Genomic DNA, 21,239 nt, shown 5'->3' with positions numbered 1-21,239 from the left:
CTCAGGCGCCCTTCCCCTTGACCGCTTCCATGCCGACCGATTTCGGGCTGAGCGAGGCGAACAACGCCTGGACGTAGGGCCGGAACATATGCTCGAGCGCGCCGGCGAACAGGATCACGAGGCCCTGGATGATGACGATCATGTCGCGGCTGATCACCGGCATCTCGAAGGCGAGCTCGGCGCCGCCCTGGTAGAGCATGCCGAACAGGATCGCCGCCAGCACGATGCCGACCGGGTGCAGGCGTCCCATCAGTGCCACCGCGATGCCGACGAAACCGGCGCCCGAAACGAATTCGAGCGCGACATTGTGCTGGTCGCCCATCGTCGGGTTGAGCGCCATCATGCCGGCCAGCGCGCCCGAGATCATCATCGCAATGATGATGATGCGGATCTCCGAAATCCCGGCATAACGCGCCGCTTTCGGGCTGTGGCCATAGGTGCGCATCTCGTAGCCGAGCTTCGTGCGCCAGATCAGCACCCACACCAGAAAGGCCATGGCTAGCGCCAGCAGGGAACTGACGTTGAATGGCGCCGAACGGATTTTGGCGCCGAACAATTCGATGACCCAGTTGAGCTTCGGCAATTGCGCGCCTTCGAGGAAGGTGCGCGTCTGCGGCGCCATCGAGCCGGGCGGCTTCAGCATCCCCACCAGCGCATAGACCATGACGCTGGCGGCGATGAAGTTGAACATGATGGTGGTGATGACGATATGCGAGCCGCGCTTGGCCTGCAGATAGGCCGGGATCAGCGCCCACAGCGCGCCCATCGCCGCGGCGGCGATAATGGCGATCGGGAAGGTCAGCCACCAAGGGAGCAGGCTGTCGAAGGCCAGGCAAACGATGCCTATGCCGAGACCGGCGATGTAGCCCTGGCCCTCGCCACCGATGTTGAACAGGCCGCAATGCGCCGCAACCGCCACCGAAAGCCCACTGAAGATGAAGGTGGTGGCATAGAAAAGCGTGAACGCGATGCCTTGGCCGCGGCCGAAGGCACCCTCGACCAGGATGACGGCTGCACGCAGCGGGTTCTCGCCGACCAATATGACGACGAAGCCGGCGACGACGAATGCGACGAACAGATTGATCAGCGGGATCAGCACGTAATCGGCCCAGGCCGGCAGCTTGGCATAGGGGGTGCTCACTCGGCGGCCTCCCGGTGCTCGACGCCGGCCATCAGCAGGCCGAGCTCGCCCTCGGTCGCGTCGGGGCCGCGTTCGCCGACGACGCGGCCGGCAAACATCACCAGGATGCGGTCGGACAGCGAGCGGATCTCGTCGAGCTCGACCGAAACCACCAGCACCGCCTTGCCCTGGTCGCGCATGGCTATGAGGCGCTTGTGGATGAATTCGATGGCGCCGACATCGACGCCGCGTGTCGGCTGGCCGACGATCAACACGCCGGGATCTTGTTCCATTTCCCGCGCCAGCACGATCTTCTGCTGGTTGCCGCCGGAGAAATTGGCGGTCTTGAGGCGGCAGTCCGCCGGGCGGATGTCATATTTGACGATCTTGTCCCTGGCATCGTTACGGATGGCATCGATGTCGAGGAACGGCCCCTTCAGATAGCGCGCGTCGTCCTGATAACCGAGGATCGAATTCTCGTTCTCCTCGAAGGCCAGCACGAGCCCGACATGATGGCGGTCCTCCGGCACATGGGCAAGGCCGCGCTCGCGCAACTCGCCAGGGTCGGCGGCGCCGGTGAGGTCGATCGGCTTGCCGTCGAGCATGACCGAGCCCGAAACGGCATGCCTGATGCCGGAAATCGCCTCGAGCAATTCGGACTGCCCGTTGCCGGCGACGCCGGCAATGCCGACGATCTCGCCGGCATGGACGTCGAAGGAGACGTCGTCGACCATGGTGACGCCGCGGGAATCCTTGACCGTCAGGTTCTTGACCGCAAGCTTGACGCCGCCGGCCTTCGCCTCGCCCTTTTCGACGCGCAGCAGCACGCGCCGGCCGACCATCAGCTCGGCCAGCTCCTCGACCGTGGTCTTCCTGGTTTCGCGTGTCGCCACCATCGTGCCCTGGCGCATCACCGACACCGTGTCGGTGATCGCCATGATCTCGCGCAGCTTGTGGGTGATCAGCACGATCGTCTTGCCCTGCTCCTTCAGCTGCCTGAGGATGCGGAACAGGTGGTCGGCCTCGGCCGGCGTCAGCACGCCTGTCGGCTCATCGAGGATCAGGATCTCGGCGCCGCGATAGAGCGCCTTGAGGATTTCGACGCGTTGCTGCAGGCCGACCGGCAACTCCTCGATGATGGCGTCGGGATCGACTTCGAGCCCGTATTCGCGCTCGAGCCGCTCCAGCTCGGAACGCGCCTTGGCAATGCTCTTCTTCAGCAGCGCATCGCTTTCGGCGCCGAGAATGACGTTTTCCAGCACCGAGAAATTGTCGACCAGCATGAAATGCTGATGCACCATGCCGATGCCGAGCGCGATCGCATCATTCGGTGTCTTGATCGATGCCGGCTGGCCGCCGACACGGATCTCGCCGGAATCGGCTTGGTAGAAACCATAGAGGATCGACATCAGCGTCGACTTGCCGGCGCCGTTTTCGCCGACGATGCCATGGATGGTGCCGCGCATAATCTCCAGATTGATGTCACGGTTGGCGCGCACGGCGCCAAAGCTCTTGTCGATGCCGATCAGCTCGATTGCGGCTTGCGCCATGCAGCCTGTTCCCACTGTTATTTTTTTACCGCTTGGTCAAACGCCTAGCATGACGCCCAGTCTGTGCCAATTGGGTCCGTAGCAATTGGCCGGAGCAGGTTCACTCTCGACAAATCCCGCCATGCTTGTCAATTTCCAACGTGGCCGCAGCCTGCACAATCGCCTGATCGAGGATTTCAAATGACCATGCCCGAGGACCGGCTGACGACGCTGGAAATCCGCGCCGCCGAGCAGGAGAAGACCATCGAGGAACTTTCCGGCCAGATCGCCGAGCAGTGGAAGGTGATCGAGCGCATGCAGCGCAAGCTCGACGCGCTGGCCGAGCGCTTCCTGGCGCTGGAGGAACAGGCCGCGCCCGACGTGCCGGTGACCAAGCCGCCGCACTGGTGAGCGGGCCGACAAGACAAAACCGCCGGGCTTTCACCCGGCGGCTCGTCACTTCAGCAGTGCCAGTCGATCAATAACAGCAATCGATCAATACGGGCAGGCATTGTCCGACATGTAGTCGTGCACCTTGATGGTGCCGGCTATGATGTCGGCCTTGGCTTTTTCGACCGCCGCCTTCATCGCATCGTTGACAAGCGCCTTGTTGTTGTCGTCCATGGCGTAGTCGACCCCGCCTTCCTTGAGGCCGAGATCGTTGACGCCCGCCGTGAACTTGTCGTTCTTGGCATCCATGAAGGTGTTGTAGACGGCAACGTCGACGCGCTTGACCATCGAGGTCAGCACCTTGCCGGGCTGCAGGCCGTTCTGGTTGGAATCAACGCCGATGCCGAGCTTGCCGGCGTCGGCCGCTGCCTGCAGCACACCGACACCGGTGCCGCCCGCCGCTGCGTAGATTACGTCGGCGCCCTGGTCGATTTGCGTCTTGGCGATCTCGCCGCCCTTGGCCGGATCGTTCCAGGCTGCCGGCGTATCGCCGGTCATGTTCTGGATGACGTCGGTGGCCCCGGCCGCCTTGGCGCCGCCGACATAGCCGCAGCCGAACCTGCGGATCAGCGGAATATCCATGCCGCCGACGAAGCCGACCTTCTTGGTCTTGGAAGCCATCGCCGCCATCACGCCGACGAGGTACGAGCCTTCCTGCTCCTTATAGACCAGGGAGCGGACATTGGGCTTGTCGACGACCATGTCGATGATGGCGAATTTGGTGTCGGGGAACTCGGTGGCGATCTTGTCAAGCGCGTCAGCCCACGAGAAGCCCGCCATGACGATCGGGTTGCGGCCGTCCTCGGCGAAACGGCGCAGCGCCTGCTCGCGCTGGGTGGCGTTGCTGACCTCGAATTCCACATAGGGGATGCCGGTCTCGGTCTTGAACTTTTCAGCGCCGTGGAAGGATGCCTCGTTGAACGACTTGTCAAACTTGCCGCCGAGATCATAGAGGATCGCGGGTTGAATGTCCGCGGCGAAGGCCGGAAGAACCATTGCAGCTGCGGCCATGAGGCCGAGAACGATACGTTTCATGTGATCCACACCCCTGTCGGTTATTTGTCCATTATGCACCGCATGCCGGCCCGGTTCTCCGGCAGGCATACGGGTGTCGGGCAGGAGTGTCTTCCTCCCGCTTCGGGTCAATCTGGCACGGCCCGAAACAAAATTCACGTGGAATTTTGACCCTTTGGAAAAGCATGGCGCCGCATCGCGGCGCCACAGCATATTCCTTGCGTCAGAGGTATAAAATCAGGCGGAGACGGCGGCCGGAATGGCGCAGGTGACGCCGGTTCCGTGCAGGCCGCAATAGCCGTAAGGGTTCTTCGCCAGATATTGCTGGTGGTCTTCCTCGGCGAAGTAGAATTCCGGCGCCGGCGCGATCTCGGTGGTGATCTTGCCGCGTCCGGCACCGCGCAGCGAAGCCTCGTAGGCATCGCGCGAGGCGAGCGCCGCCTGGTACTGCGCGTCGTTGAACGTATAGATCGCCGAACGGTAGGTGGTGCCGACATCATTGCCCTGGCGCATGCCTTGCGTCGGGTCGTGGCTTTCCCAGAACAGCTTCAAGAGCTCGGCATAGGACACGATCTTGGGATCGTAGACGACGAGCACGACTTCGGCATGGCCTGTCAGGCCCGTGCAGGTTTCCTGATAGGTCGGGTTGGGCGTGACGCCGCCGGCATAGCCGGCCGCCGTGACCCATACGCCCTCGACTTGCCAGAACAGGCGCTCGGCGCCCCAGAAGCAGCCCAGCCCGAACATCGCCATTTCCATCCCTTCGGGATAAGGACCCTTGAGCGGCCTGTTCGAGACAAAGTGCTTCGATGCCGTCGGGATCGGCCGGTCGCGGCCGGGCAACGCCTCGGAGGGTTTCGGCAGGTTGAGCTTCTTGTTCAGCATGTCGCTGAGAAACATGTGTGGCTTCCTTTTCTTCTTGGTTGAGCCTTCCTGGTACGGGATCACCGGGTCAGGCTGGAAATGTCAGGTTGCGGCGAACCGCCCGCTGGGGCGCTGCCGCCTGTAACCGATGGCATAAAGAATGAACGCCAGCACCGCGAACACGGCAAAGCCGGGCTGGCTGAGCACCCAGGCGATGGCACCGTCCCACAGCAGCGGGTTGACCTTGTCGCGGACGAAGCTTTCGAAGGCGCTGCGCGTATCCGGCGAAACCGCGAGCCAGCTGGTGTTGAGCGGAGTCATCACCAGCGCCGAAGCCGCCACCGAGCGGGTCGCATCGAGCACGGCCATGATGACCGAAACCGACAGCGCGATCATTGCAGCAAGACGGAAGATAAAGCGGAACATCCGGACCCTTCCTCCCCAGGAGTTTATCAGAATGTCGTGTGGACTGTTAAATAGGATCTGCGTGCTTTATCCGCAATCGCGACACGCGAAGTTGAACCTGCGGCCGCCGGTTCGCCGGGACCGGTGGCGCGCCGGGGACGGCAAGCACACCTCCGCCGCTCCTTTCGATAGGCTCCCAACGGGTGCCTCAGCGGCATGGGCTGAGCATCCGTATCCGGCAAAGCGAATAGACTGCCGTTATGTCTTGGCATTCGGCACCGGATCGACTAGATGAGCCCCGCGCCTGTTGCTTTGACGGCTCAGGTGCGGGGAAAGGGTATCCGCTGGTTGACGGCGCCCACGGCCGGAATTCCGGCACCGGAATCCCAAAGGAGATGCATCTCCCCAACCCGCGCGGCGAAACCGGCCGCGTCGAAAATGCTAAAGAGACGGAGAGGTGGCCGAGTGGTTGAAGGCGCACGCCTGGAAAGTGTGTTTACGGGAAACCGTAACGCGGGTTCGAATCCCGCTCTCTCCGCCAGTTAAATCTCACCGGCTCGCCGAGTCTGAAGGGACGCTGGACGGCGACTGCCGCTGCGATGCAGTATCTTGAGGCAGGCAGGCAGAGGGGCGCGAAGGCTGCTGAGCGGCTTTCATCTTCGCCGCACCCTTACCTCAGATCAGCCTACAACCAATCGGCCCGCGCTTCACCAGAAGCGCGGGCTTGGTCGACTCGGCACCGTCGCCGCCCCGTCTAGCGCGGGACCGCTTGTATTCCCGAGACCGAGCGCTCTGTTTCGGCGGAGAAAACCACGAAGGCAAAGATCAGCACGGCGGCAGCGACAATCATTGAGCCGGTGGCGACGATCGGCTCGAGCGCCGGATTTCCCTGCAGCATCAGGTAAAGCGCCGGCAGCATCACGACCAGGCCGAGATTGTAGACTCCGTAGTGGATCATCGCGCTCCTGCGGGCAGCCTTCGCCGGGTTCAGCGCATAATAGCCGCCGAATATTGCACTGGTGACCCACCCCAGCAGGTTGATGTGCGCGTGAGCCGGAAACGCGCCGTGATCGCCTGAAATTGCCATCTGCAGGCCAGCTGCAATTCCCAGAATAAGAAAGATGATGGCTGTCTTGAAAAAGAGTTCCGAAACCTTAGGCATATCATTCTCCCAAACCCGTTTTGCCGCCGCATCATGCTGTGGTTCCGGCGATCTTGCCAAGGGACCGTCGGGCCTGCGGAGCCATTTGTCGCCGGCCTGACAGCCCGTTGGCAGCCGGCCGCCGGGCCTGGCCGGTTGCGAGTCCAGCCAGCAAAAAATATGCACTCACGCTAATTTAATTGCAACATTACCGGCCAGGCTTGCATGTCGTTCTCGCCAGGGAAGTGTCCTGCACGATGGTGGTGCCATACGCGCCAAAGATCTGCCCGTCAGTGTTGCAGCAAGGCCTCGCCGAACTTCTCCCACAGCTGTGCGCAATCTGTTGCTCTGAGGCTGGGGGTTCCGACTGGGCCATATCTGATGACGGCGGCGTGAACATCATAGCCAACGATAGGTGCATTGGCGACAAAGTGGATAGCCTCGCCCAATCGGCGGGGCCCAATTGGCGCATCGGTTTTGTTGGTGATATCGAAGACACCACGAATATCCGCTTCCTGATTCCTGGCTGCCAACGCAGCCGCCATTACCCTTTCTTGCATCATCGAAATCTCTCCTATCGGTCTAAGTCTAAGAACCGCGGCTTGTGCCGATCCGGCAGCTGACAACCGGCAAATCGAAGTGCCTTTTGCAGCATCTCGATTGGCTCTTGCTGCGAGCCACTCCGCCCGCTCCCGCGGCAAGCCGATAAGGCACTGCCAGCAAAATCCGCAGGCACATCCACGGTCGCATCAAACACGGCCCACGTGCCAGTCGGCTCCTGAACGGGCAAAAACCTCATAACAGCGCCTGCTAATATACCATGCCGACTGTGAGGACGAGACTTTTTCCTGCATCAACTAAACGAATGAGAGCTGGTGTCGAAGTGCCGGGCGACGCTCGTCGAAAACAAATCGTCGGCGACATCGCCTGGATCGAAGGTGGGCCTGAGCAGTGATCCGGCCGCATTCGAGGCTCGCCGACCGGGACAAGCACAAGACGCAGCGCCGGCACGCCTCGTCAGATGTTACTTTCTGCCCTGCGGATAGATCGTCTCGCCGCGCTTCAGCATCTCCACGAACGCCGCGATCTTCTTCTTGCGTCCGGCTTCGGTTTTCATGTTGTGGATGCGGAAGGCGAGTGCGAAGCGGTTTTGGCCGCTGAGCTTTGCCAGCATCTCTTTCGCCGTGGGCTCGGCGTCTATTGCCGCCTGGAGGTCGTCGGGGATCTTCATCCCCTTGCCGCTCTTGTAGGCGCGCGCCCAGCGGCCGTCGGCCTTGGCCGCATCGACCTGCCTCAGCCCGTGCTCGGTCATCCGGCCCTCCTCGATCAGCCGGGCGACATTGTCGACATTGATCTGGCTCCAGGTGCTCTTCTTGCCGCGCGGGGTGTAGCGCTGCAGGTAGCTTTTGCCGTCCAAGGCCTTGCGCACGGCATCGATCCAGCCCCAGCACAACGCCACGTCGATGGCTTGCTTCGGAGTGATCGACGGCAGTCCCGAATCGAGCTTATGGATCTTGATCCAGACTTCGTCCTCGCTGTCGTGATGCTCGCCAAGCCAGGCATGGAAGCTTTCGGCATCCCTGAACTCGCGCACCTTGGCGGGGTCGACCTTGACGGGCGCCATCAGCCGGTCCGCCCACGACGCAGGCGCGTAACGACGCCAAACCGCTTGCCGGCCGCGCGCGCGCTCATCTCAGCTCCGAGTCCGCAATCCGCAGGCCTGGTGATTCTCGCCGGCACGCATTCAGCCCGCACGATTGGGCGTTCCGAGGACATGGGATTTCGGCGGCAGCATGACGTCGTCGAATGTCTGCGTGAACATCGCCGCCGCAAAGAAAGCGACGGCGCGCAGGGTTTCGGTGCCGGTGTTGACGAGGTCGTGCCGGACCGGCGTCGGAAGTACCAGGACGCTGCCGGGCCCGACCGGGTGGGTGCTGCCGCCCTCAATGTGTAGCTCGCCGGTGCCGGCGATGATGTATTGCGTCTCTTCGGTGGCGTCTCTGTGCCAGCCGAGCCGCTTGCCGGGCTCGATCTCGTAGACAATGACCGAGGACTGGGTGGTGCCGTGCCCGCCGTAAACCGCGAAAGCGCCGGCCCATTTGACCGACAGATCGTCCTCTGCCCAAACCAGCGAACGTTCGAGCCTGTCGGATGCGACGACTGCTGTCATGGCTTCGTTCCTCTCAGCGAATTGCGAACACGAATCTAGATGATTTTTCTGGTCTGCGTCAGCAAAACTGGCTGCTGACCGTTCCCCGTCCATTGCGCGTGACGATTTGCCGGGCCGCGATCCGATCTATTCTACTCTCGGGCCGGATCACTGAGCCGATCCCCCAATGCAACCAAGCCTTTACCTTTTAGTCAGTTTTGAGTTGCCCCTGCGTTGCGTTCGTGGTCCGGTACAACCAGGGCGCTCAATGCGGCATTCGGCAACGGTCGCCTCACCGACCGTCAGGGCAACACACCGTCGAGCCAATACAGGAGATAGCAATGGGCATTTTCGACAGTATCAAAGGTGCGATTTTCGGAAACGCGGTTGCGGGCGAAGCGCCGCCGGCGCAACCGTCTCCCGCGCCTGCTTCGAGCACGGCCACCCAGCCGACGGCGCCTACCCGATCCGCCCCGGCTGCAACCCCGGCTCCGGCCGCGCCGGCCGCGCCGTCCTCTGCCCCTGACATCGCTGCCATTCTCGACAAGGCGGTGGCCGCGAGGGGGCAGAAACTCAACTGGAAGAATTCGATCGTCGACCTGATGAAGGCTCTGAATATCGACAGCAGCCTCGGCGCCCGCAAGGAGCTTGCCCACGAGCTGAACTACACCGGCGATATGAACGACACTGTAACGATGAATCTGTGGCTGCACGACGCACTGATGAAAAAGCTGGCCGAGAACGGCGGCAAGCTTCCGAGCGACCTGGCCGCCTAGAGTCACAAGACAAGCAATTCCAGGAAAACGTGGTGAACGGTTTTCCGTCCGGAATTGCGTCAAACGAAAAAGACAGACCGGTTCTGCCCGCACCGTGGTTCTTGCTGCGCCGGCTTCGGCCGCAACCGAGCAGACCACACTGCCAAGCATCAGACTGCCATTAGATAAAACTGAGACCGATCCCGGCCGCCGGGATTGGGTCCATGGGAAGTCGCATGGCACAAAGCGCTGCCGCCTCGCGCCCGGATTGCCTCCCGCAAAAACCGACGATTTCGGTCGCTGCCCACGCGCTGGTAGGACCACCATTTTGCTGGCGAAACGCGACGTTCGGCGTATCATTCTCTCGGGAGAGGGTTCATGGTGGGAGGAAGCCAATGAACGTGGTGAAGCGGGTGACGGTCGCCGACTTGACAGCCCAAGAGCTTGTTTCATCTGCGCTTTCACGGTTTGGTGCCGGCGACACCATATCGACGAGGGCGATGCTGGACATCGTTCGCAGGACGGCTCCGGCCTGCGGCAACAGTGACGACGATCTGGTCGAGCTTATCGTCATGACGGCGGTTGGTAGGACCATGGGCGTCGTGTTCGACCATCGCTCCCATTAAAACAATCTGGAACGAACATCAGGCTGCGCCCAGGAGCAGTGGCGGGCGGTGGCAGCGCCGCCAAAGAGGCCGGCCTGTTTGTGCGTGAAGGTCGGCCTGGCACCAAGCCCTTGCTTTGAGCAAAACCGCTGCTCATGCCGGGTCATGCCCGAAGCCGGTAGTTGGGCGACACGCTCGAAGGAACTCGCTGAAATCTTGCCCGTTATGCTCTCGTTGAGATGAGGAGAGCTGCCATGGCCGACGACAAAACCAAGACCGACAGTCGCGACCGCTCACGAGTGGCGGGCGGCGAAGACTACGAGGTACGTCACTTCGCCGAGGAAGCGGGCATTACCCCTGAGCAGGCGCGCACGCTGATCAAGCGCCACGGCACCGACCGCAAGGTGCTGAACGAAATCGCCGAGAGCATAAGAGCGTCGTAATGGCTGACAAGAAAACCGCAATGGCCGACCGCAAGACGCGCGATCTGGACGAAAAGGAGGCTCTGCGCCTGGCCGAAACCACCGACGTTTCGCCGAAGCAGGCGAAGGATCTGATGCGCAAGCACGGCAAGGACAGCCCGAAGGTCGAGAAGGAAGCCAAGAACTTCAAGGCCGAGGGCTGAGCCGCCCAGCCGGTTGGACGCGCGGCATGGGGCCGCGATCCTGCGGCTTATCGGTTTTCTAACAAATTCGGCCTATCCCTTCCGCTATCGCGGCTCAGGGATGCCATATGCGCGGGATATCTGGTGGGGCGAGGCCGTCGATAGACGACATACGGCATGTGAGGCTGATGTTTTGCCTGGTGGCGGCGGTCGTGATGGCGGCGGCGCTCCTCGCCTTTGCCCACTCCCTCCTGCAGGATCCCGATAGCTGGTGGCACATCAAGGTCGGCATGGATATGCTGGCACGCCGCACATTCCCCACCGTCGACATCTATTCCTATACTTTTGCCGGCCAGCCATGGATCGCCAAGGAATGGCTTAGCCAGGTCCTCCTTGCAATTGCCTTTCAAGCCGGCGGCTGGAACGGCGTGGTGCTGCTGGCGACTGCAGTAATCGCGCTTACGGCCTTCTTGACGTCGTGGTATCTCAGCGCGTGGTTGAAGCCGACGCTGGCGATAGGACTGACGCTGGTTCTCGCGCTCTTGATCGGGCCAATCTATGTCGCCCGGCCGCACATCTTTACCTTGCCCATCATCGTCGTCTGGACCGCCGGTCTTTTCCAGGCCGCACGCAACGAGAAAGCACCGCCCTTATGGCTGCTGGCGCTGCTTTGCCTCTGGGCCAATCTCCATGCCACCTTCACCTTCGGTTTCGTCATCGCCGCCTTCGCCGGCCTCGATCTCGTCATGCGCACACGCTTGTCGAACCCCCGGCTGCTGGCCAAGTGGATCCTTTTCGGGCTGCTTTGCCCACTGGTCAGCCTGCTCAATCCCTATGGCGTCAAGGCCATACTCGCCACATTCACCGTGGCCTATGGCAATGAGGCGGTGCCTTACATTGCGGAGTGGCAGCCCTTCGACGCCGCGCGGCACACCCTCCAGGAGGTGGCCCTGCTGGTGGCGCTTTTCGGGCTGCTCGTGTCGAGATTGCGCATTGGCTGGGCCAAGGCGCTGTTCCTTGTCTTCACGTTGCACGTCTATCTCACCCACATACGGTTCATGTACCTGTTCTTTCTTCTCGTGCCGGTGGTCCTTGCCGTCGAGGTCGCGCAACAATATCCAGCGCTTTCAGCCGAGAAATGGGCGGCGGAAAAGCGTGACGGACTTGAACAATTTTTCGCACGGCAATTTTCCAGGATTTGTGCTGGACTTGCCGTTTTGCTGGTTTTGGCGGCTGCCGCCTTGACGAGCTATCCGGTCGCGCCGAGCCAGAAGACCTCGGCGAGGGACGCACTGGCCTTTGCCCAAACCCATAATCTGTCGGGCAATCTGCTGAACTCCTACGATTTCGGCGGCACGCTGATTTTCCATGGCATCAGGACGTTTATCGACGGCCGCGCGGATCAGCTCTTCCTGAATGGCTTTACGGAAACGGATGAGCAGACGGGGCACAGCCGGGGCAAGCCGATCCTGAAAGCCCAACTCGACAAATATACGATAGGCTGGGCGTTGTTGACCGCCGACGACAGCCGCATTCCGTTCTTCGACGAACTGGGCTGGAAGCGGGCCTATGCGGACGATTACGCGGTGATCTACACCCGCGCGGACTGAGCCCCGGCAGCTTCGCGCGCCGGTGCGCACCTCCCTCCTGAAGCTTCGGCCAGCGCCGAGGCGGCGAAATCCTTATGGGATTTTGATTTCTTTGCTCCGCGTCCCGTCTCGAACCTTTATGGCACTTTGATCCATATTCACAGGAGCGGTGTATCCAGCCGCCCATATGATGCGGCGACGGGTTGGGCAGTTTTGTCCAAATTAAAAGAACAAACACGATATAGGAAAATGCATTATGGACATATTTGTTGTCGCGATTGGAATCGCGTTCTTTGCTCTATGCTTCGGCTACATCAAAGCCTGCGACAAGCTGTAAGTTTAGGGGATCGTAACATGCTTTTCGACTATATCCTCGGCGGCGCCGTGACCTTGTTTCTTCTCGCCTACCTGACATACGCCCTCGTTCGCCCGGAACGCTTCTGATCTCCGCTGGCAAGGAGCCAACCCCATGACAATCAACGGATGGCTGCAGATCCTCGTCTATTGCGGGATCGTCGTTCTGCTGGCCAAGCCGCTCGGCGGCTACATGCATCGCGTTTTCAGCGGCGAGCGCACATTCCTGTCGTCAATTCTGGCCCCGCTCGAGCGCGGGCTCTACCGCATATCAGGGACCAGCGAGCGCGAGGAGCAGCACTGGACCTCCTATGCGGCCGCCCTGCTGTTCTTTAACCTGGCCGGCTTCCTGGTGCTCTATTTCCTGCAACGGCTGCAAGGCGGCCTGCCCTACAATCCGGCCGGCATGACCGCCGTCGAACCTGAGCTGGCCTTCAACACCGCCGCCAGCTTCATGACCAACACCAACTGGCAGAACTACGGCGGCGAAAGCACGATGTCCTATCTCGTGCAGATGGCCGGCTTGACCGTGCAGAATTTTCTGTCGGCGGCGACTGGCGTCGCCATTGCGGTCGCATTGATCCGCGGCTTTGCCAGAGCCTCAGGCAAATCGATCGGCAATTTCTGGGTCGATATGACCCGCGGCACGCTCTACCTGCTTTTGCCCTTTTGCATCGTGTTGACTCTCGTCTATGTCTATCTCGGCATGCCGCAGACGCTCGCTGCCTACGTCAACGCGACGACGCTCGAAGGCGCGCAACAGACTATCGCGGTCGGGCCGGTCGCTTCCCAGGTTGCCATCAAGATGCTCGGCACCAATGGCGGCGGTTTCTTTAACGCCAATGCAGCGCATCCCTTCGAAAATCCCGATGCAATCTCCAACCTGATCCAGATGGTGACGATCTTTGCCCTCGGCGCGGCGCTGACCAATGTCTTCGGCCGCATGGTAGGCAACCAGCGCCAGGGCTGGGCAATTCTGTCGGCGATGGGCGTGCTGTTCATCGCTGGCGTTGCCGTCTGCTACTGGGCGGAAGCCGCCGGCAATCCGCTTGTTCATGCGCTGGGTGTCGACGGCGGCAACATGGAGGGCAAGGAGAGCCGCTTCGGCATCGCCCTGTCGGCACTGTTTGCCGTCATCACCACGGCCGCATCCTGCGGCGCGGTCAACGCCATGCATGACAGCTTCACCGCACTCGGCGGCATGATCCCCATCATCAACATGCAGCTCGGCGAGGTCATTGTCGGCGGCGTCGGCGCCGGCTTCTACGGTATCCTGATGTTCATCGTCATTGCCGTTTTCGTCGCCGGGCTGATGGTCGGACGCACGCCCGAATATCTCGGCAAGAAGATCGAGGCCAAGGAGGTCAAGATGGCTATGCTGGCCGTGCTCTGCCTGCCGCTTGCAATGCTGATCTTCACTGCTATCGCGGTGGTGCTGCCGACCGGCGTTGCTTCCATCGCCAATGCCGGCCCGCATGGCTTCTCCGAGGTTCTCTATGCCTACACCTCGGCCGCGGCGAACAATGGCTCCGCCTTTGGCGGCCTCAGCGGCAACACGCCCTGGTACAACGTAACGCTCGGCATCGGCATGCTGATGGGCCGGTTCCTGGTCATTATTCCGGCGTTGGCGATTGCTGGCTCGCTGGTTGCGAAGAAGACCGTCCCTGCCTCCGCCGGCACCTTCCCGACCGATGGTCCGCTGTTCGTCGGGCTGCTGGCCGGTGTCATCCTGATCGTCGGCGGCCTGACCTTCTTCCCGGCCCTGGCGGTCGGACCGATCGTCGAGCACCTGGCGATGATTCACGGTCAGACATTCTGAAACGGCGATGCCCTGGTTCAAGATCATACCTCGAAAGGTCCGGCATCGCCCCGAGCCGGAGGGGGAGAAAACGCCCCCTCCTTTCCCGACGCTGTCCACATTCCTCGCTATTGCGGCAGCCTTGATCATGATCTGGCTGCTGGCTTACGGGCCGCCGCACCTTCGTTCGGCACACGATCGACCGGTCAACAACATCGACACTGGAGCTACCAAATGAGCCCGTCGAAATCCGTGAGCATCATGGATACCCGCATTCTGTGGCCCGCTATCGGCGGTTCCTTCAGAAAACTGAACCCGCGCACCTTGATGCGAAACCCGGTGATGTTCGTCGTCGCCGTCGTCTCGGCGCTCACCACCGTGCTGTTCGTCAAGGATCTCGTTACCAGCGGCGGCGATCTTGGCTTCACGCTGCAGATCATCATCTGGCTGTGGTTCACCGTGCTCTTCGCCAATTTCGCCGAAGCGGTGGCCGAAGGCCGCGGCAAGGCGCAAGCTGACTCGCTGCGTCGGGCGCGAACCGAGACGCAGGCAAAGCTGTTGAACGGTGGCGACCGCAGCAAGTTCAAACTGGTGCCCGGCACCAGCCTGAAGGTCGGCGACACCGTGCTTGTCGAAGCCGGCGACATCATCCCCTCGGACGGCGAGGTGGTCGAAGGCGTGGCGTCGGTCAACGAGGCGGCCATCACCGGCGAATCCGCACCGGTCATCCGCGAATCCGGAGGCGATCGTTCGGCGGTGACCGGCGGCACGCAGGTCTTGTCCGACTGGATCCGCGTGCGCATCACTGCGGCTGCCGGTCATACGTTCCTCGACCGCATGATCTCGCTGGTCGAGGGCGCCGAGCGCCAGAAGACACCCAACGAGATCGCGCTCAACATCCTGCTCGTCGGCATGACGCTGATCTTCGTGCTGGCGACGGCGACGATCCCGAGCTTCGCCTCGTATTCGGGCGGCTATATCCCGGTGACCGTGCTGGTCGCCCTGTTCGTTACCCTGATCCCGACCACAATTGGCGCCCTGCTGTCGGCTATCGGCATTGCCGGCATGGACCGCCTGGTGCGCTTCAACGTGCTCGCCATGTCGGGCCGCGCCGTCGAGGCGGCCGGCGATGTCGACACGCTGCTGCTCGACAAGACCGGAACCATCACGCTGGGCAACCGTCAGGCGACGGCATTTCGTCCGGTCAAGGGCGTCACCGAACAGGAACTGGCCGACGCGGCTCAGCTTGCCTCGCTTGCCGACGAAACGCCGGAAGGCCGCTCGATCGTCGTCCTGGCGAAGGAAAAATACGCTATCCGCGCCCGCGACATGGCAAGCCTGCACGCGACTTTCGTGCCCTTCACCGCGCAAACCCGCATGAGCGGTGTCGATCTGGAAGGCTCCTCGGTCCGCAAGGGCGCAGTCGATGCGGTACTTGCCCACGTCAACCTCTCGACCGTTGCCACAGGCAGTATGCGCCCCGGCAGCGACACCGTCCGCGACCTTCAGGCGATCGCCGACGAGATCGCCAAATCGGGTGGCACTCCACTCGCGGTCGAGCGCGACGGGCGCCTGCTCGGCGTCGTCCATCTGAAGGACATCGTCAAGGGCGGCATCGCAGAACGCTTTGCCGAATTGCGCCGCATGGGCATCCGCACGGTGATGATCACCGGCGATAATCCGATGACCGCGGCGGCGATCGCGGCGGAAGCCGGCGTCGACGACTTCCTTGCCCAGGCGACGCCCGAGGACAAGTTGAAGCTGATCCGCGACGAGCAGGCCAAAGGCAAACTGGTCGCGATGTGCGGCGATGGCACCAACGATGCGCCGGCCCTTGCGCAGGCCGATGTCGGCGTTGCCATGAACACCGGCACGGTCGCGGCGCGCGAGGCCGGCAACATGGTCGATCTCGACAGCGATCCGACCAAGCTGATCGAGATCGTCGAAATCGGCAAGGCGCTGCTGATGACGCGTGGCTCGCTGACCACCTTCTCCATCGCCAACGACGTGGCCAAGTATTTTGCCATCATCCCGGCAATATTCGCCGCCTTCTACATCGCCCCGGGCCAGACCGCCGGGCCGCTGCAAGCGCTCAATGTCATGCATCTGGCGACGCCGCAGAGCGCTATCCTCTCGGCCATCATCTTCAACGCGCTGATCATCATTGCGCTGATCCCGCTGTCGCTGAGGGGCGTCAAATACCGCGCGGTCGGCGCCGGTGCGCTGCTCAGCCGCAATCTCATTGTCTATGGCCTTGGCGGCGTCGTAGTGCCCTTCGTCGGCATCAAGATGATCGACATGGCCATCACCGCTCTCGGTCTCGCCTAAGGAACCACGTCGATGCTCAATCAAATCAGGCCCGCGATCGTCATGATCGTCTTCTTCACCATTCTGACGGGTTTGGTCTATCCGATCGGCATGACCGGCATTGCCCAGGCGCTGTTTTCGCGCCAGGCCAATGGCAGCCTGATCGAGAAGGACGGCAAGCTCGTCGGTTCCGAGCTGATCGGCCAAGCTTTCGAAAGCGACCGCTACTTCCATGGCCGCCCGTCGGCTGCCGGCGACGGCTACAATGCCGCCGCCTCGGGCGGCTCGAATCTCGGCCCGACCAACCCGAAGCTCATCGACAGGATCAAGAGCGACGCCGAAAAGCTGAGAGCCGAAAACCCGAGCCAGCCGGTACCGATGAATCTGGTCACCACGTCCGGCAGCGGCCTCGATCCGCATATCAGCCCCGATGCGGCCTATTTTCAGGTTGCCAGGGTGGCCAAGGCCAGGGGCGTCGATGAATCCAGGATCAAATCGCTTGTCGACAGCCATGTCGAAGATCGCGAATTGGGATTCATCGGCGAGCCGGTAGTCAATGTGCTGGCCCTCAACCTTGCGCTGGACGATGCCATGAAACAGTGAAGGACCGGCGCCGGGATCGACACCGAAGCCGGCGCCGTTCATGATTGACCCGTATGCCAGACGACAGACGCACCGCCGAAACCAGGCCCTCTCCCGACGCGCTGCTCGAGCATGCCGAGCGGGAGGAGCGCGGCCGCCTGAGGATATTTCTCGGCGCCGCCCCCGGTGTCGGCAAGACCTACGAGATGCTGATGTCGGGCCGCGCCAGGCTGGCCGACGGGGTCGACGTGGTGATCGGCATCGTCGAGACGCACGGCCGCAAGGAAACCCAGACGCTGGTCGAAGGCTACGAGGTCATTCCTCGCCTTGAGATCGATTACAAGGGGCGGATCCTTGAGGAGATGAATCTCGACGCCATCCTCGCCCGGCACCCGGCGCTGGTTCTGGTCGACGAACTCGCCCACACCAATGTCGCCGGCAGCCGTCACCCCAAGCGCTATCTCGACGTCCAGGAAATCCTGACGCACGGCATCGATGTCTACACGACGCTGAATATCCAGCACGTCGAGAGCCTGAACGATGTCGTGGCGCAGATCACCCGCGTCAGGGTGCGGGAAACTGTCCCCGACTCCATAATCGACCAGGCCGACGACATCGAGATCATCGACCTCACCCCCGACGATCTGATCAAACGGCTTGAGGAAGGCAAGGTCTACATCCCCAGCACCGCCCAGCGCGCCATCGAGAACTATTTCTCGCCGGGCAATCTGACGGCGCTCCGGGAATTGGCGCTCCGCCGCACTGCCCAGCGGGTCGACGAGCAGTTGCTGACCCACATGCAGGCCCACGCGATACCCGGGCCTTGGGCGGCGGGGGAAAGGGTTCTCGTCTGCGTCGATGCGCGTCCGGGCGGGGCGGCCCGTGTACGTTATGCGCGGAGGTTGGCCGACCGGCTCCGCGCCCCTTGGACGGCGCTTCATGTCGATACCCCTCGTTCAGCTGCCATGCCCGAGGAGGACAAGGATCGGCTGGCGACGCAGCTGCGCCTTGCCGAGCAGCTCGGTGCCGAGGTGACGACCATTCCGGGTCAGAACGTCGCGCAAGACATCGTTCGGCATGCGACGGCGAACAACTTCACCCATATCGTGATCGGCAGGCCGACCCGATCGCGTTGGCGGGAATTGATCGAAGGCTCGCTCACTTACGATCTCATCCGCAATGCCGGCGACATCAGCGTCCATGTCATTTCGGGAAACGAACGCAACGCCGAGGCGACGTCGAGGACCGTCAAGGCGGCGGACGAGCAGTGGCAGTTCGAGATCTGGCCCTATCTCAGGGCCACGGCCTATGTTGTTGGCTCGCTCGCCTTCGCCGTCCTTCTCGACCAGTTTCTCGACGTCCGCAATCTGGCGATCATCTTTCTCATTGGGGTCCTGACGTCGGCGGTGACCGGCGGTCTCTGGCCGGCTTTGTATGCCTGCCTCATCAGCGCCATTGCCTTCAACTATTTCTTCCTGGAACCACGCTACACGCTGACGATCGAGGATCCGGAGAGCATCGTTGCGCTGGCTGTCTTCCTGGTTGTTGCGGTCATTGGCAGCAATCTAACAGCGCGCGTGCAGCGTCAGGCGGTCGCCGCGCGCTCGCGGGCACGCGCCACAGAAGATATTTATCTCTTCTCAAAGAAGCTCGCCGGCGCTGGGACGCTTGATGACGTTCTCTGGGCGACTGCCTTCCAGATCGCCTCGATGCTGAAGCTGCGCGTGGTGCTGCTTCTGCCGGAGAACGGCACGATTGCGGTCAAAGCCGGCTACCCACCCGACGACACGCTGGCCGAGGCCGACATCGCAGCAGCCCGCTGGGCCTGGGAGCATAACCGCGCCGCCGGGCGCGGCGCCGACACGCTGCCCGGAGCAAAGCGCCTCTATCTGCCCTTGCGGACCGGACGCACGGCGGTAGGCGTTGTCGGCCTCGACAACGACAAGCAAGGTCCGCTGCTGACACCCGAGCAGCAGCGTCTGCTCGATGCGCTCGCCGACCAGGCGGCGGTCGCCATCGAGCGCATCCAGCTCGTCGCCGATGTTGACCGGGCCAAGCTTGCGGCCGAGGCAGACCGTCTGCGCTCGGCCTTGCTCACCTCCATTTCCCACGATTTGAAAACGCCGCTTGCCGCCATCATGGGCGCGGCCGGAACACTCAGGGACTTCGAGGCCGCGCTTCCCGAGCAGGACCGGGCGGAACTGCTGTCGACCGTGCTCGATGAAGCGGAGAGGCTTAACCGCTTCATCGCCAATCTGCTCGATATGACCAAGATCGAATCCGGCACGATGGAGCCGAACTATGCGTTTCACTATCTCGGCGACATTGTCGGTTCAGCTCTGTATCGGGCCCGCAAGATCGTCGGCGAGCATAAGACCGAGATCGACATTCCATCGGATCTGCCGATGTTGCGGGTCGACCCCGTTCTGTTCGAACAGGTGCTGTTCAACCTCCTCGACAATGCTGCAAAATACGCGCCGCCAGGTTCGACGATCCGCCTGCAAGCCTGGGCCGACAACGGCTTCGTCATCCTGCAGATCATGGATGAGGGACCAGGCATTCCGCCAGCGGATCTAGAGCGCGTTTTCGACACTTTCTACCGTGTGCGCAAGGGTGACCAGGTGCGTGCCGGCACGGGGCTCGGCCTGTCGATTTGCCGCGGCTTCATCGAAGCGATGGGCGGGACGCTCTTGGCGGCAAACAGGTCCGACCGCTCGGGGGCGGTTTTCACGATCAAGATGCAACTGGTGCCGGCGGAACTGCCCAATCTCGGCGAACCCGAGACGGGCCATCAAAATATGGACGATCTGGCATGACGAGCCTGGACGTCAGGATATTGGTGGTGGACGACGAACCGCCGATCCGGAAACTGCTTCGCGTCGGGCTTGGCAGCCAAGGCTATGCGATCAGCGAGGCGCCGAACGCCAGGGCGGCGATTGAACTCATCGCGACGGAAAAGCCGGACCTTGTGCTGCTCGATCTCGGCCTGCCCGGCATGAGCGGGCATGAGTTGCTCCGCAAATGGCGGGATGATGGCCTGGACATTCCCGTGGTTATTCTTTCCAGCCGCACCGACGAGGCCGGCATCGTCTCGGCCCTCGAACTCGGCGCCGACGATTATGTCACCAAGCCATTCGGTATGAACGAGCTTGTCGCACGCATCCGCGTCGCGCTTCGCCACAAGTTCCAGCAGCAGGGTGAGAGACCGGTGTTCCAGACCGGCGACCTCTCCGTCGATCTGGTGAAGCGCATCGTCAAGGTCGAGGACAAGGAGATAAAGCTCTCGCCGAAGGAATACGACATTCTTCGCACCTTGGTGCAGCACGCCGGCAAGGTTCTCACCCACCAGTTCCTGCTGAAGCAGGTCTGGGGCGATTCCACCGACGTTCAATATCTCAGAGTCTATGTCCGGCAACTCAGGCTAAAGATTGAGAAGACGCCCGACCAGCCCCGCTATATCACGACCGAGACCGGCGTCGGATACCGGCTGCGCGAAGTCGACTGACGCGACGAGCATCCGAAGCCGAAATGCCTCTTCCAATCTGCTTCAAATCAGCGGCGGCCATGGCGTCGCCGGACAAAAGCCCTATATTAAGCGAAGATTGGTTTTGTGCGGGAATGAACGAATGCCACGGCTTCGTCTATTGACGTTTCTAGGGTCGGCAATGCTGACTGCGGCGATGCTGTCGGGCGTAAATCCAGCTGCATCGGCACAGGTCGGCAGTCCCGCCGATCGCAACGTGTTGATCCAGCAAGACCAATTGCAGATGTTGGAGAACAGGCTGCGGCGGCAGCAATACCAGCAGCAGCAACAGCAGTACCGTGCCCTGGATCGCCAAATCCCAATACCGCAACGGCAGGAGGTGCCGCAGATGAGGCCAACTTGCCAGTTGCTGCCGTCAGGGAGCGGCTTTGTCAGCACCTGCCGCTGACGACCGGTCTCTTTCATTTATTTAGCCGACTTATATACTGG

General features: G+C 61.9%; 22 protein-coding genes and 1 tRNA gene. 14 read left to right on the top strand and 9 right to left on the bottom strand.

Features of this window, described 5'->3' with window-relative positions; translation table 11 throughout:
* Nucleotide 1: 1 nt before the first annotated feature.
* Together NKH59_RS14190 and NKH59_RS14185 are read right to left on the bottom strand one after the other, a co-directional pair.
* The gene (locus tag NKH59_RS14190; RefSeq protein ID WP_352979034.1) at nucleotides 2–1,141 is read right to left on the bottom strand and encodes an ABC transporter permease; all 1,140 of its coding nucleotides are present in this window, start codon (nucleotides 1,139–1,141) and stop codon (nucleotides 2–4) included.
* Nucleotides 1,138–2,670 carry an ABC transporter ATP-binding protein gene (locus NKH59_RS14185; protein ID WP_352539397.1) on the bottom strand — a complete coding sequence of 511 codons (1,533 nt, stop codon included), beginning with the start codon at nucleotides 2,668–2,670 and terminating at the stop codon, nucleotides 1,138–1,140. Before NKH59_RS14185 ends, NKH59_RS14190 begins: the two co-directional genes overlap by 4 nt.
* 180 nt (nucleotides 2,671–2,850) lie before the next feature.
* Between NKH59_RS14185 and NKH59_RS14180 the strand changes: the two genes are divergently transcribed.
* Nucleotides 2,851–3,060 carry a SlyX family protein gene (locus tag NKH59_RS14180; protein WP_031211352.1) on the top strand — a complete coding sequence of 70 codons (210 nt, stop codon included), beginning with the start codon at nucleotides 2,851–2,853 and terminating at the stop codon, nucleotides 3,058–3,060.
* Between the two features lie 84 nt (nucleotides 3,061–3,144).
* Here NKH59_RS14180 and NKH59_RS14175 read toward each other — a convergent pair whose 3' ends face one another.
* From NKH59_RS14175 to NKH59_RS14165, 3 genes are all read right to left on the bottom strand, one after another.
* A complete protein-coding gene (locus tag NKH59_RS14175) occupies nucleotides 3,145–4,134 on the bottom strand; it encodes a BMP family lipoprotein (protein ID WP_353012661.1) in 990 nt (329 codons plus the stop codon).
* A 216-nt stretch (nucleotides 4,135–4,350) separates the two neighbouring features.
* On the bottom strand, nucleotides 4,351–5,013 hold the full coding sequence (msrA, locus tag NKH59_RS14170) for a peptide-methionine (S)-S-oxide reductase MsrA (protein ID WP_353012658.1): 663 nt from the start codon (nucleotides 5,011–5,013) through the stop codon (nucleotides 4,351–4,353).
* 66 nt (nucleotides 5,014–5,079) lie between these two features.
* Entirely contained in the window at nucleotides 5,080–5,403 is a 324-nt protein-coding gene (locus NKH59_RS14165; RefSeq protein WP_352469464.1) for a hypothetical protein, read from the bottom strand.
* Between the two features lie 430 nt (nucleotides 5,404–5,833).
* Here NKH59_RS14165 and NKH59_RS14160 point away from each other — a divergent pair.
* Nucleotides 5,834–5,923, top strand: a tRNA-Ser gene (locus tag NKH59_RS14160).
* Between the two features lie 213 nt (nucleotides 5,924–6,136).
* On the opposite strand, the gene NKH59_RS14155 is transcribed toward NKH59_RS14160, so the two are convergent.
* The 4 genes from NKH59_RS14155 to NKH59_RS14140 all read right to left on the bottom strand — a co-directional run bounded on the left by NKH59_RS14155 (nucleotide 6,137) and on the right by NKH59_RS14140 (nucleotide 8,693).
* A complete protein-coding gene (locus tag NKH59_RS14155; protein ID WP_352501933.1) occupies nucleotides 6,137–6,544 on the bottom strand; it encodes a hypothetical protein in 408 nt (135 codons plus the stop codon).
* A gap of 269 nt (nucleotides 6,545–6,813) precedes the next feature.
* Nucleotides 6,814–7,086, bottom strand: a complete 273-nt coding sequence (locus NKH59_RS14150; RefSeq protein WP_352469463.1) for a hypothetical protein — start codon at nucleotides 7,084–7,086, stop codon at nucleotides 6,814–6,816.
* Between the two features lie 461 nt (nucleotides 7,087–7,547).
* A complete protein-coding gene (locus NKH59_RS14145) occupies nucleotides 7,548–8,147 on the bottom strand; it encodes a YdeI/OmpD-associated family protein (RefSeq protein WP_352818264.1) in 600 nt (199 codons plus the stop codon).
* Between the two features lie 120 nt (nucleotides 8,148–8,267).
* The gene (locus tag NKH59_RS14140; protein ID WP_352994653.1) at nucleotides 8,268–8,693 is read right to left on the bottom strand and encodes a cupin domain-containing protein; all 426 of its coding nucleotides are present in this window, start codon (nucleotides 8,691–8,693) and stop codon (nucleotides 8,268–8,270) included.
* A 320-nt stretch (nucleotides 8,694–9,013) separates the two neighbouring features.
* On the opposite strand from NKH59_RS14140, the gene NKH59_RS14135 reads away from it, so the two are divergent.
* The 12 genes from NKH59_RS14135 to NKH59_RS14080 all read left to right on the top strand — a co-directional run bounded on the left by NKH59_RS14135 (nucleotide 9,014) and on the right by NKH59_RS14080 (nucleotide 21,198).
* The gene (locus tag NKH59_RS14135) at nucleotides 9,014–9,448 is read left to right on the top strand and encodes a DUF3597 domain-containing protein (RefSeq protein ID WP_352539401.1); all 435 of its coding nucleotides are present in this window, start codon (nucleotides 9,014–9,016) and stop codon (nucleotides 9,446–9,448) included.
* 374 nt (nucleotides 9,449–9,822) lie between these two features.
* Nucleotides 9,823–10,053 carry a hypothetical protein gene (locus tag NKH59_RS14130; RefSeq protein ID WP_352469460.1) on the top strand — a complete coding sequence of 77 codons (231 nt, stop codon included), beginning with the start codon at nucleotides 9,823–9,825 and terminating at the stop codon, nucleotides 10,051–10,053.
* Between the two features lie 233 nt (nucleotides 10,054–10,286).
* Entirely contained in the window at nucleotides 10,287–10,475 is a 189-nt protein-coding gene (locus tag NKH59_RS14125) for a DUF3606 domain-containing protein (RefSeq protein WP_352502669.1), read from the top strand.
* The gene (locus NKH59_RS14120; RefSeq protein WP_352469832.1) at nucleotides 10,475–10,657 is read left to right on the top strand and encodes a hypothetical protein; all 183 of its coding nucleotides are present in this window, start codon (nucleotides 10,475–10,477) and stop codon (nucleotides 10,655–10,657) included. Before NKH59_RS14125 ends, NKH59_RS14120 begins: the two co-directional genes overlap by 1 nt.
* A gap of 107 nt (nucleotides 10,658–10,764) precedes the next feature.
* Nucleotides 10,765–12,246, top strand: coding sequence for a hypothetical protein (locus NKH59_RS14115; RefSeq protein WP_352994655.1), 1,482 nt, complete (start codon nucleotides 10,765–10,767; stop codon nucleotides 12,244–12,246).
* A gap of 333 nt (nucleotides 12,247–12,579) precedes the next feature.
* A complete protein-coding gene (locus tag NKH59_RS14110) occupies nucleotides 12,580–12,669 on the top strand; it encodes a K(+)-transporting ATPase subunit F (RefSeq protein WP_023675300.1) in 90 nt (29 codons plus the stop codon).
* A 25-nt stretch (nucleotides 12,670–12,694) separates the two neighbouring features.
* Nucleotides 12,695–14,398, top strand: a complete 1,704-nt coding sequence (gene kdpA, locus NKH59_RS14105) for a potassium-transporting ATPase subunit KdpA (RefSeq protein ID WP_352539403.1) — start codon at nucleotides 12,695–12,697, stop codon at nucleotides 14,396–14,398.
* Between the two features lie 213 nt (nucleotides 14,399–14,611).
* Nucleotides 14,612–16,705, top strand: a complete 2,094-nt coding sequence (gene kdpB / locus NKH59_RS14100) for a potassium-transporting ATPase subunit KdpB (RefSeq protein ID WP_352539404.1) — start codon at nucleotides 14,612–14,614, stop codon at nucleotides 16,703–16,705.
* A gap of 12 nt (nucleotides 16,706–16,717) precedes the next feature.
* Nucleotides 16,718–17,287, top strand: coding sequence for a potassium-transporting ATPase subunit KdpC (gene kdpC, locus NKH59_RS14095; RefSeq protein WP_352502664.1), 570 nt, complete (start codon nucleotides 16,718–16,720; stop codon nucleotides 17,285–17,287).
* A 53-nt stretch (nucleotides 17,288–17,340) separates the two neighbouring features.
* Nucleotides 17,341–20,082, top strand: coding sequence for a DUF4118 domain-containing protein (locus NKH59_RS14090; protein ID WP_352539405.1), 2,742 nt, complete (start codon nucleotides 17,341–17,343; stop codon nucleotides 20,080–20,082).
* Nucleotides 20,079–20,771 carry a response regulator transcription factor gene (locus tag NKH59_RS14085; RefSeq protein ID WP_352448298.1) on the top strand — a complete coding sequence of 231 codons (693 nt, stop codon included), beginning with the start codon at nucleotides 20,079–20,081 and terminating at the stop codon, nucleotides 20,769–20,771. The genes NKH59_RS14090 and NKH59_RS14085 overlap by 4 nt, the downstream gene beginning before the upstream one ends.
* A 160-nt stretch (nucleotides 20,772–20,931) precedes the next feature.
* Entirely contained in the window at nucleotides 20,932–21,198 is a 267-nt protein-coding gene (locus tag NKH59_RS14080; protein ID WP_352539406.1) for a hypothetical protein, read from the top strand.
* Nucleotides 21,199–21,239 lie beyond the last annotated feature (41 nt).

This window comes from Mesorhizobium sp. M0998 (genome assembly GCF_040318885.1).
Lineage (GTDB): Bacteria > Pseudomonadota > Alphaproteobacteria > Rhizobiales > Rhizobiaceae > Mesorhizobium.
The sequence above is the reverse complement of the archived record's forward strand: the minus strand, read 5'-3'. Positions and strand labels throughout refer to the sequence as shown.

Coding starts and splice junctions, on each gene's coding strand:
- NKH59_RS14185 (WP_352539397.1), bottom strand. CDS start 2,670: ATGGCGCAAGCCGCAATCGAGCTGATCGGCATCGACAAGAGCTTTGGC.
- NKH59_RS14180 (WP_031211352.1), top strand. CDS start 2,851: ATGACCATGCCCGAGGACCGGCTGACGACGCTGGAAATCCGCGCCGCC.
- NKH59_RS14175 (WP_353012661.1), bottom strand. CDS start 4,134: ATGAAACGTATCGTTCTCGGCCTCATGGCCGCAGCTGCAATGGTTCTT.
- msrA (WP_353012658.1), bottom strand. CDS start 5,013: ATGTTTCTCAGCGACATGCTGAACAAGAAGCTCAACCTGCCGAAACCC.
- NKH59_RS14165 (WP_352469464.1), bottom strand. CDS start 5,403: ATGTTCCGCTTTATCTTCCGTCTTGCTGCAATGATCGCGCTGTCGGTT.
- NKH59_RS14155 (WP_352501933.1), bottom strand. CDS start 6,544: ATGCCTAAGGTTTCGGAACTCTTTTTCAAGACAGCCATCATCTTTCTT.
- NKH59_RS14150 (WP_352469463.1), bottom strand. CDS start 7,086: ATGATGCAAGAAAGGGTAATGGCGGCTGCGTTGGCAGCCAGGAATCAG.
- NKH59_RS14145 (WP_352818264.1), bottom strand. CDS start 8,147: ATGGCGCCCGTCAAGGTCGACCCCGCCAAGGTGCGCGAGTTCAGGGAT.
- NKH59_RS14140 (WP_352994653.1), bottom strand. CDS start 8,693: ATGACAGCAGTCGTCGCATCCGACAGGCTCGAACGTTCGCTGGTTTGG.
- NKH59_RS14135 (WP_352539401.1), top strand. CDS start 9,014: ATGGGCATTTTCGACAGTATCAAAGGTGCGATTTTCGGAAACGCGGTT.
- NKH59_RS14130 (WP_352469460.1), top strand. CDS start 9,823: ATGAACGTGGTGAAGCGGGTGACGGTCGCCGACTTGACAGCCCAAGAG.
- NKH59_RS14125 (WP_352502669.1), top strand. CDS start 10,287: ATGGCCGACGACAAAACCAAGACCGACAGTCGCGACCGCTCACGAGTG.
- NKH59_RS14120 (WP_352469832.1), top strand. CDS start 10,475: ATGGCTGACAAGAAAACCGCAATGGCCGACCGCAAGACGCGCGATCTG.
- NKH59_RS14115 (WP_352994655.1), top strand. CDS start 10,765: ATGCGCGGGATATCTGGTGGGGCGAGGCCGTCGATAGACGACATACGG.
- NKH59_RS14110 (WP_023675300.1), top strand. CDS start 12,580: ATGCTTTTCGACTATATCCTCGGCGGCGCCGTGACCTTGTTTCTTCTC.
- kdpA (WP_352539403.1), top strand. CDS start 12,695: ATGACAATCAACGGATGGCTGCAGATCCTCGTCTATTGCGGGATCGTC.
- kdpB (WP_352539404.1), top strand. CDS start 14,612: ATGAGCCCGTCGAAATCCGTGAGCATCATGGATACCCGCATTCTGTGG.
- kdpC (WP_352502664.1), top strand. CDS start 16,718: ATGCTCAATCAAATCAGGCCCGCGATCGTCATGATCGTCTTCTTCACC.
- NKH59_RS14090 (WP_352539405.1), top strand. CDS start 17,341: ATGCCAGACGACAGACGCACCGCCGAAACCAGGCCCTCTCCCGACGCG.
- NKH59_RS14085 (WP_352448298.1), top strand. CDS start 20,079: ATGACGAGCCTGGACGTCAGGATATTGGTGGTGGACGACGAACCGCCG.
- NKH59_RS14080 (WP_352539406.1), top strand. CDS start 20,932: ATGCTGACTGCGGCGATGCTGTCGGGCGTAAATCCAGCTGCATCGGCA.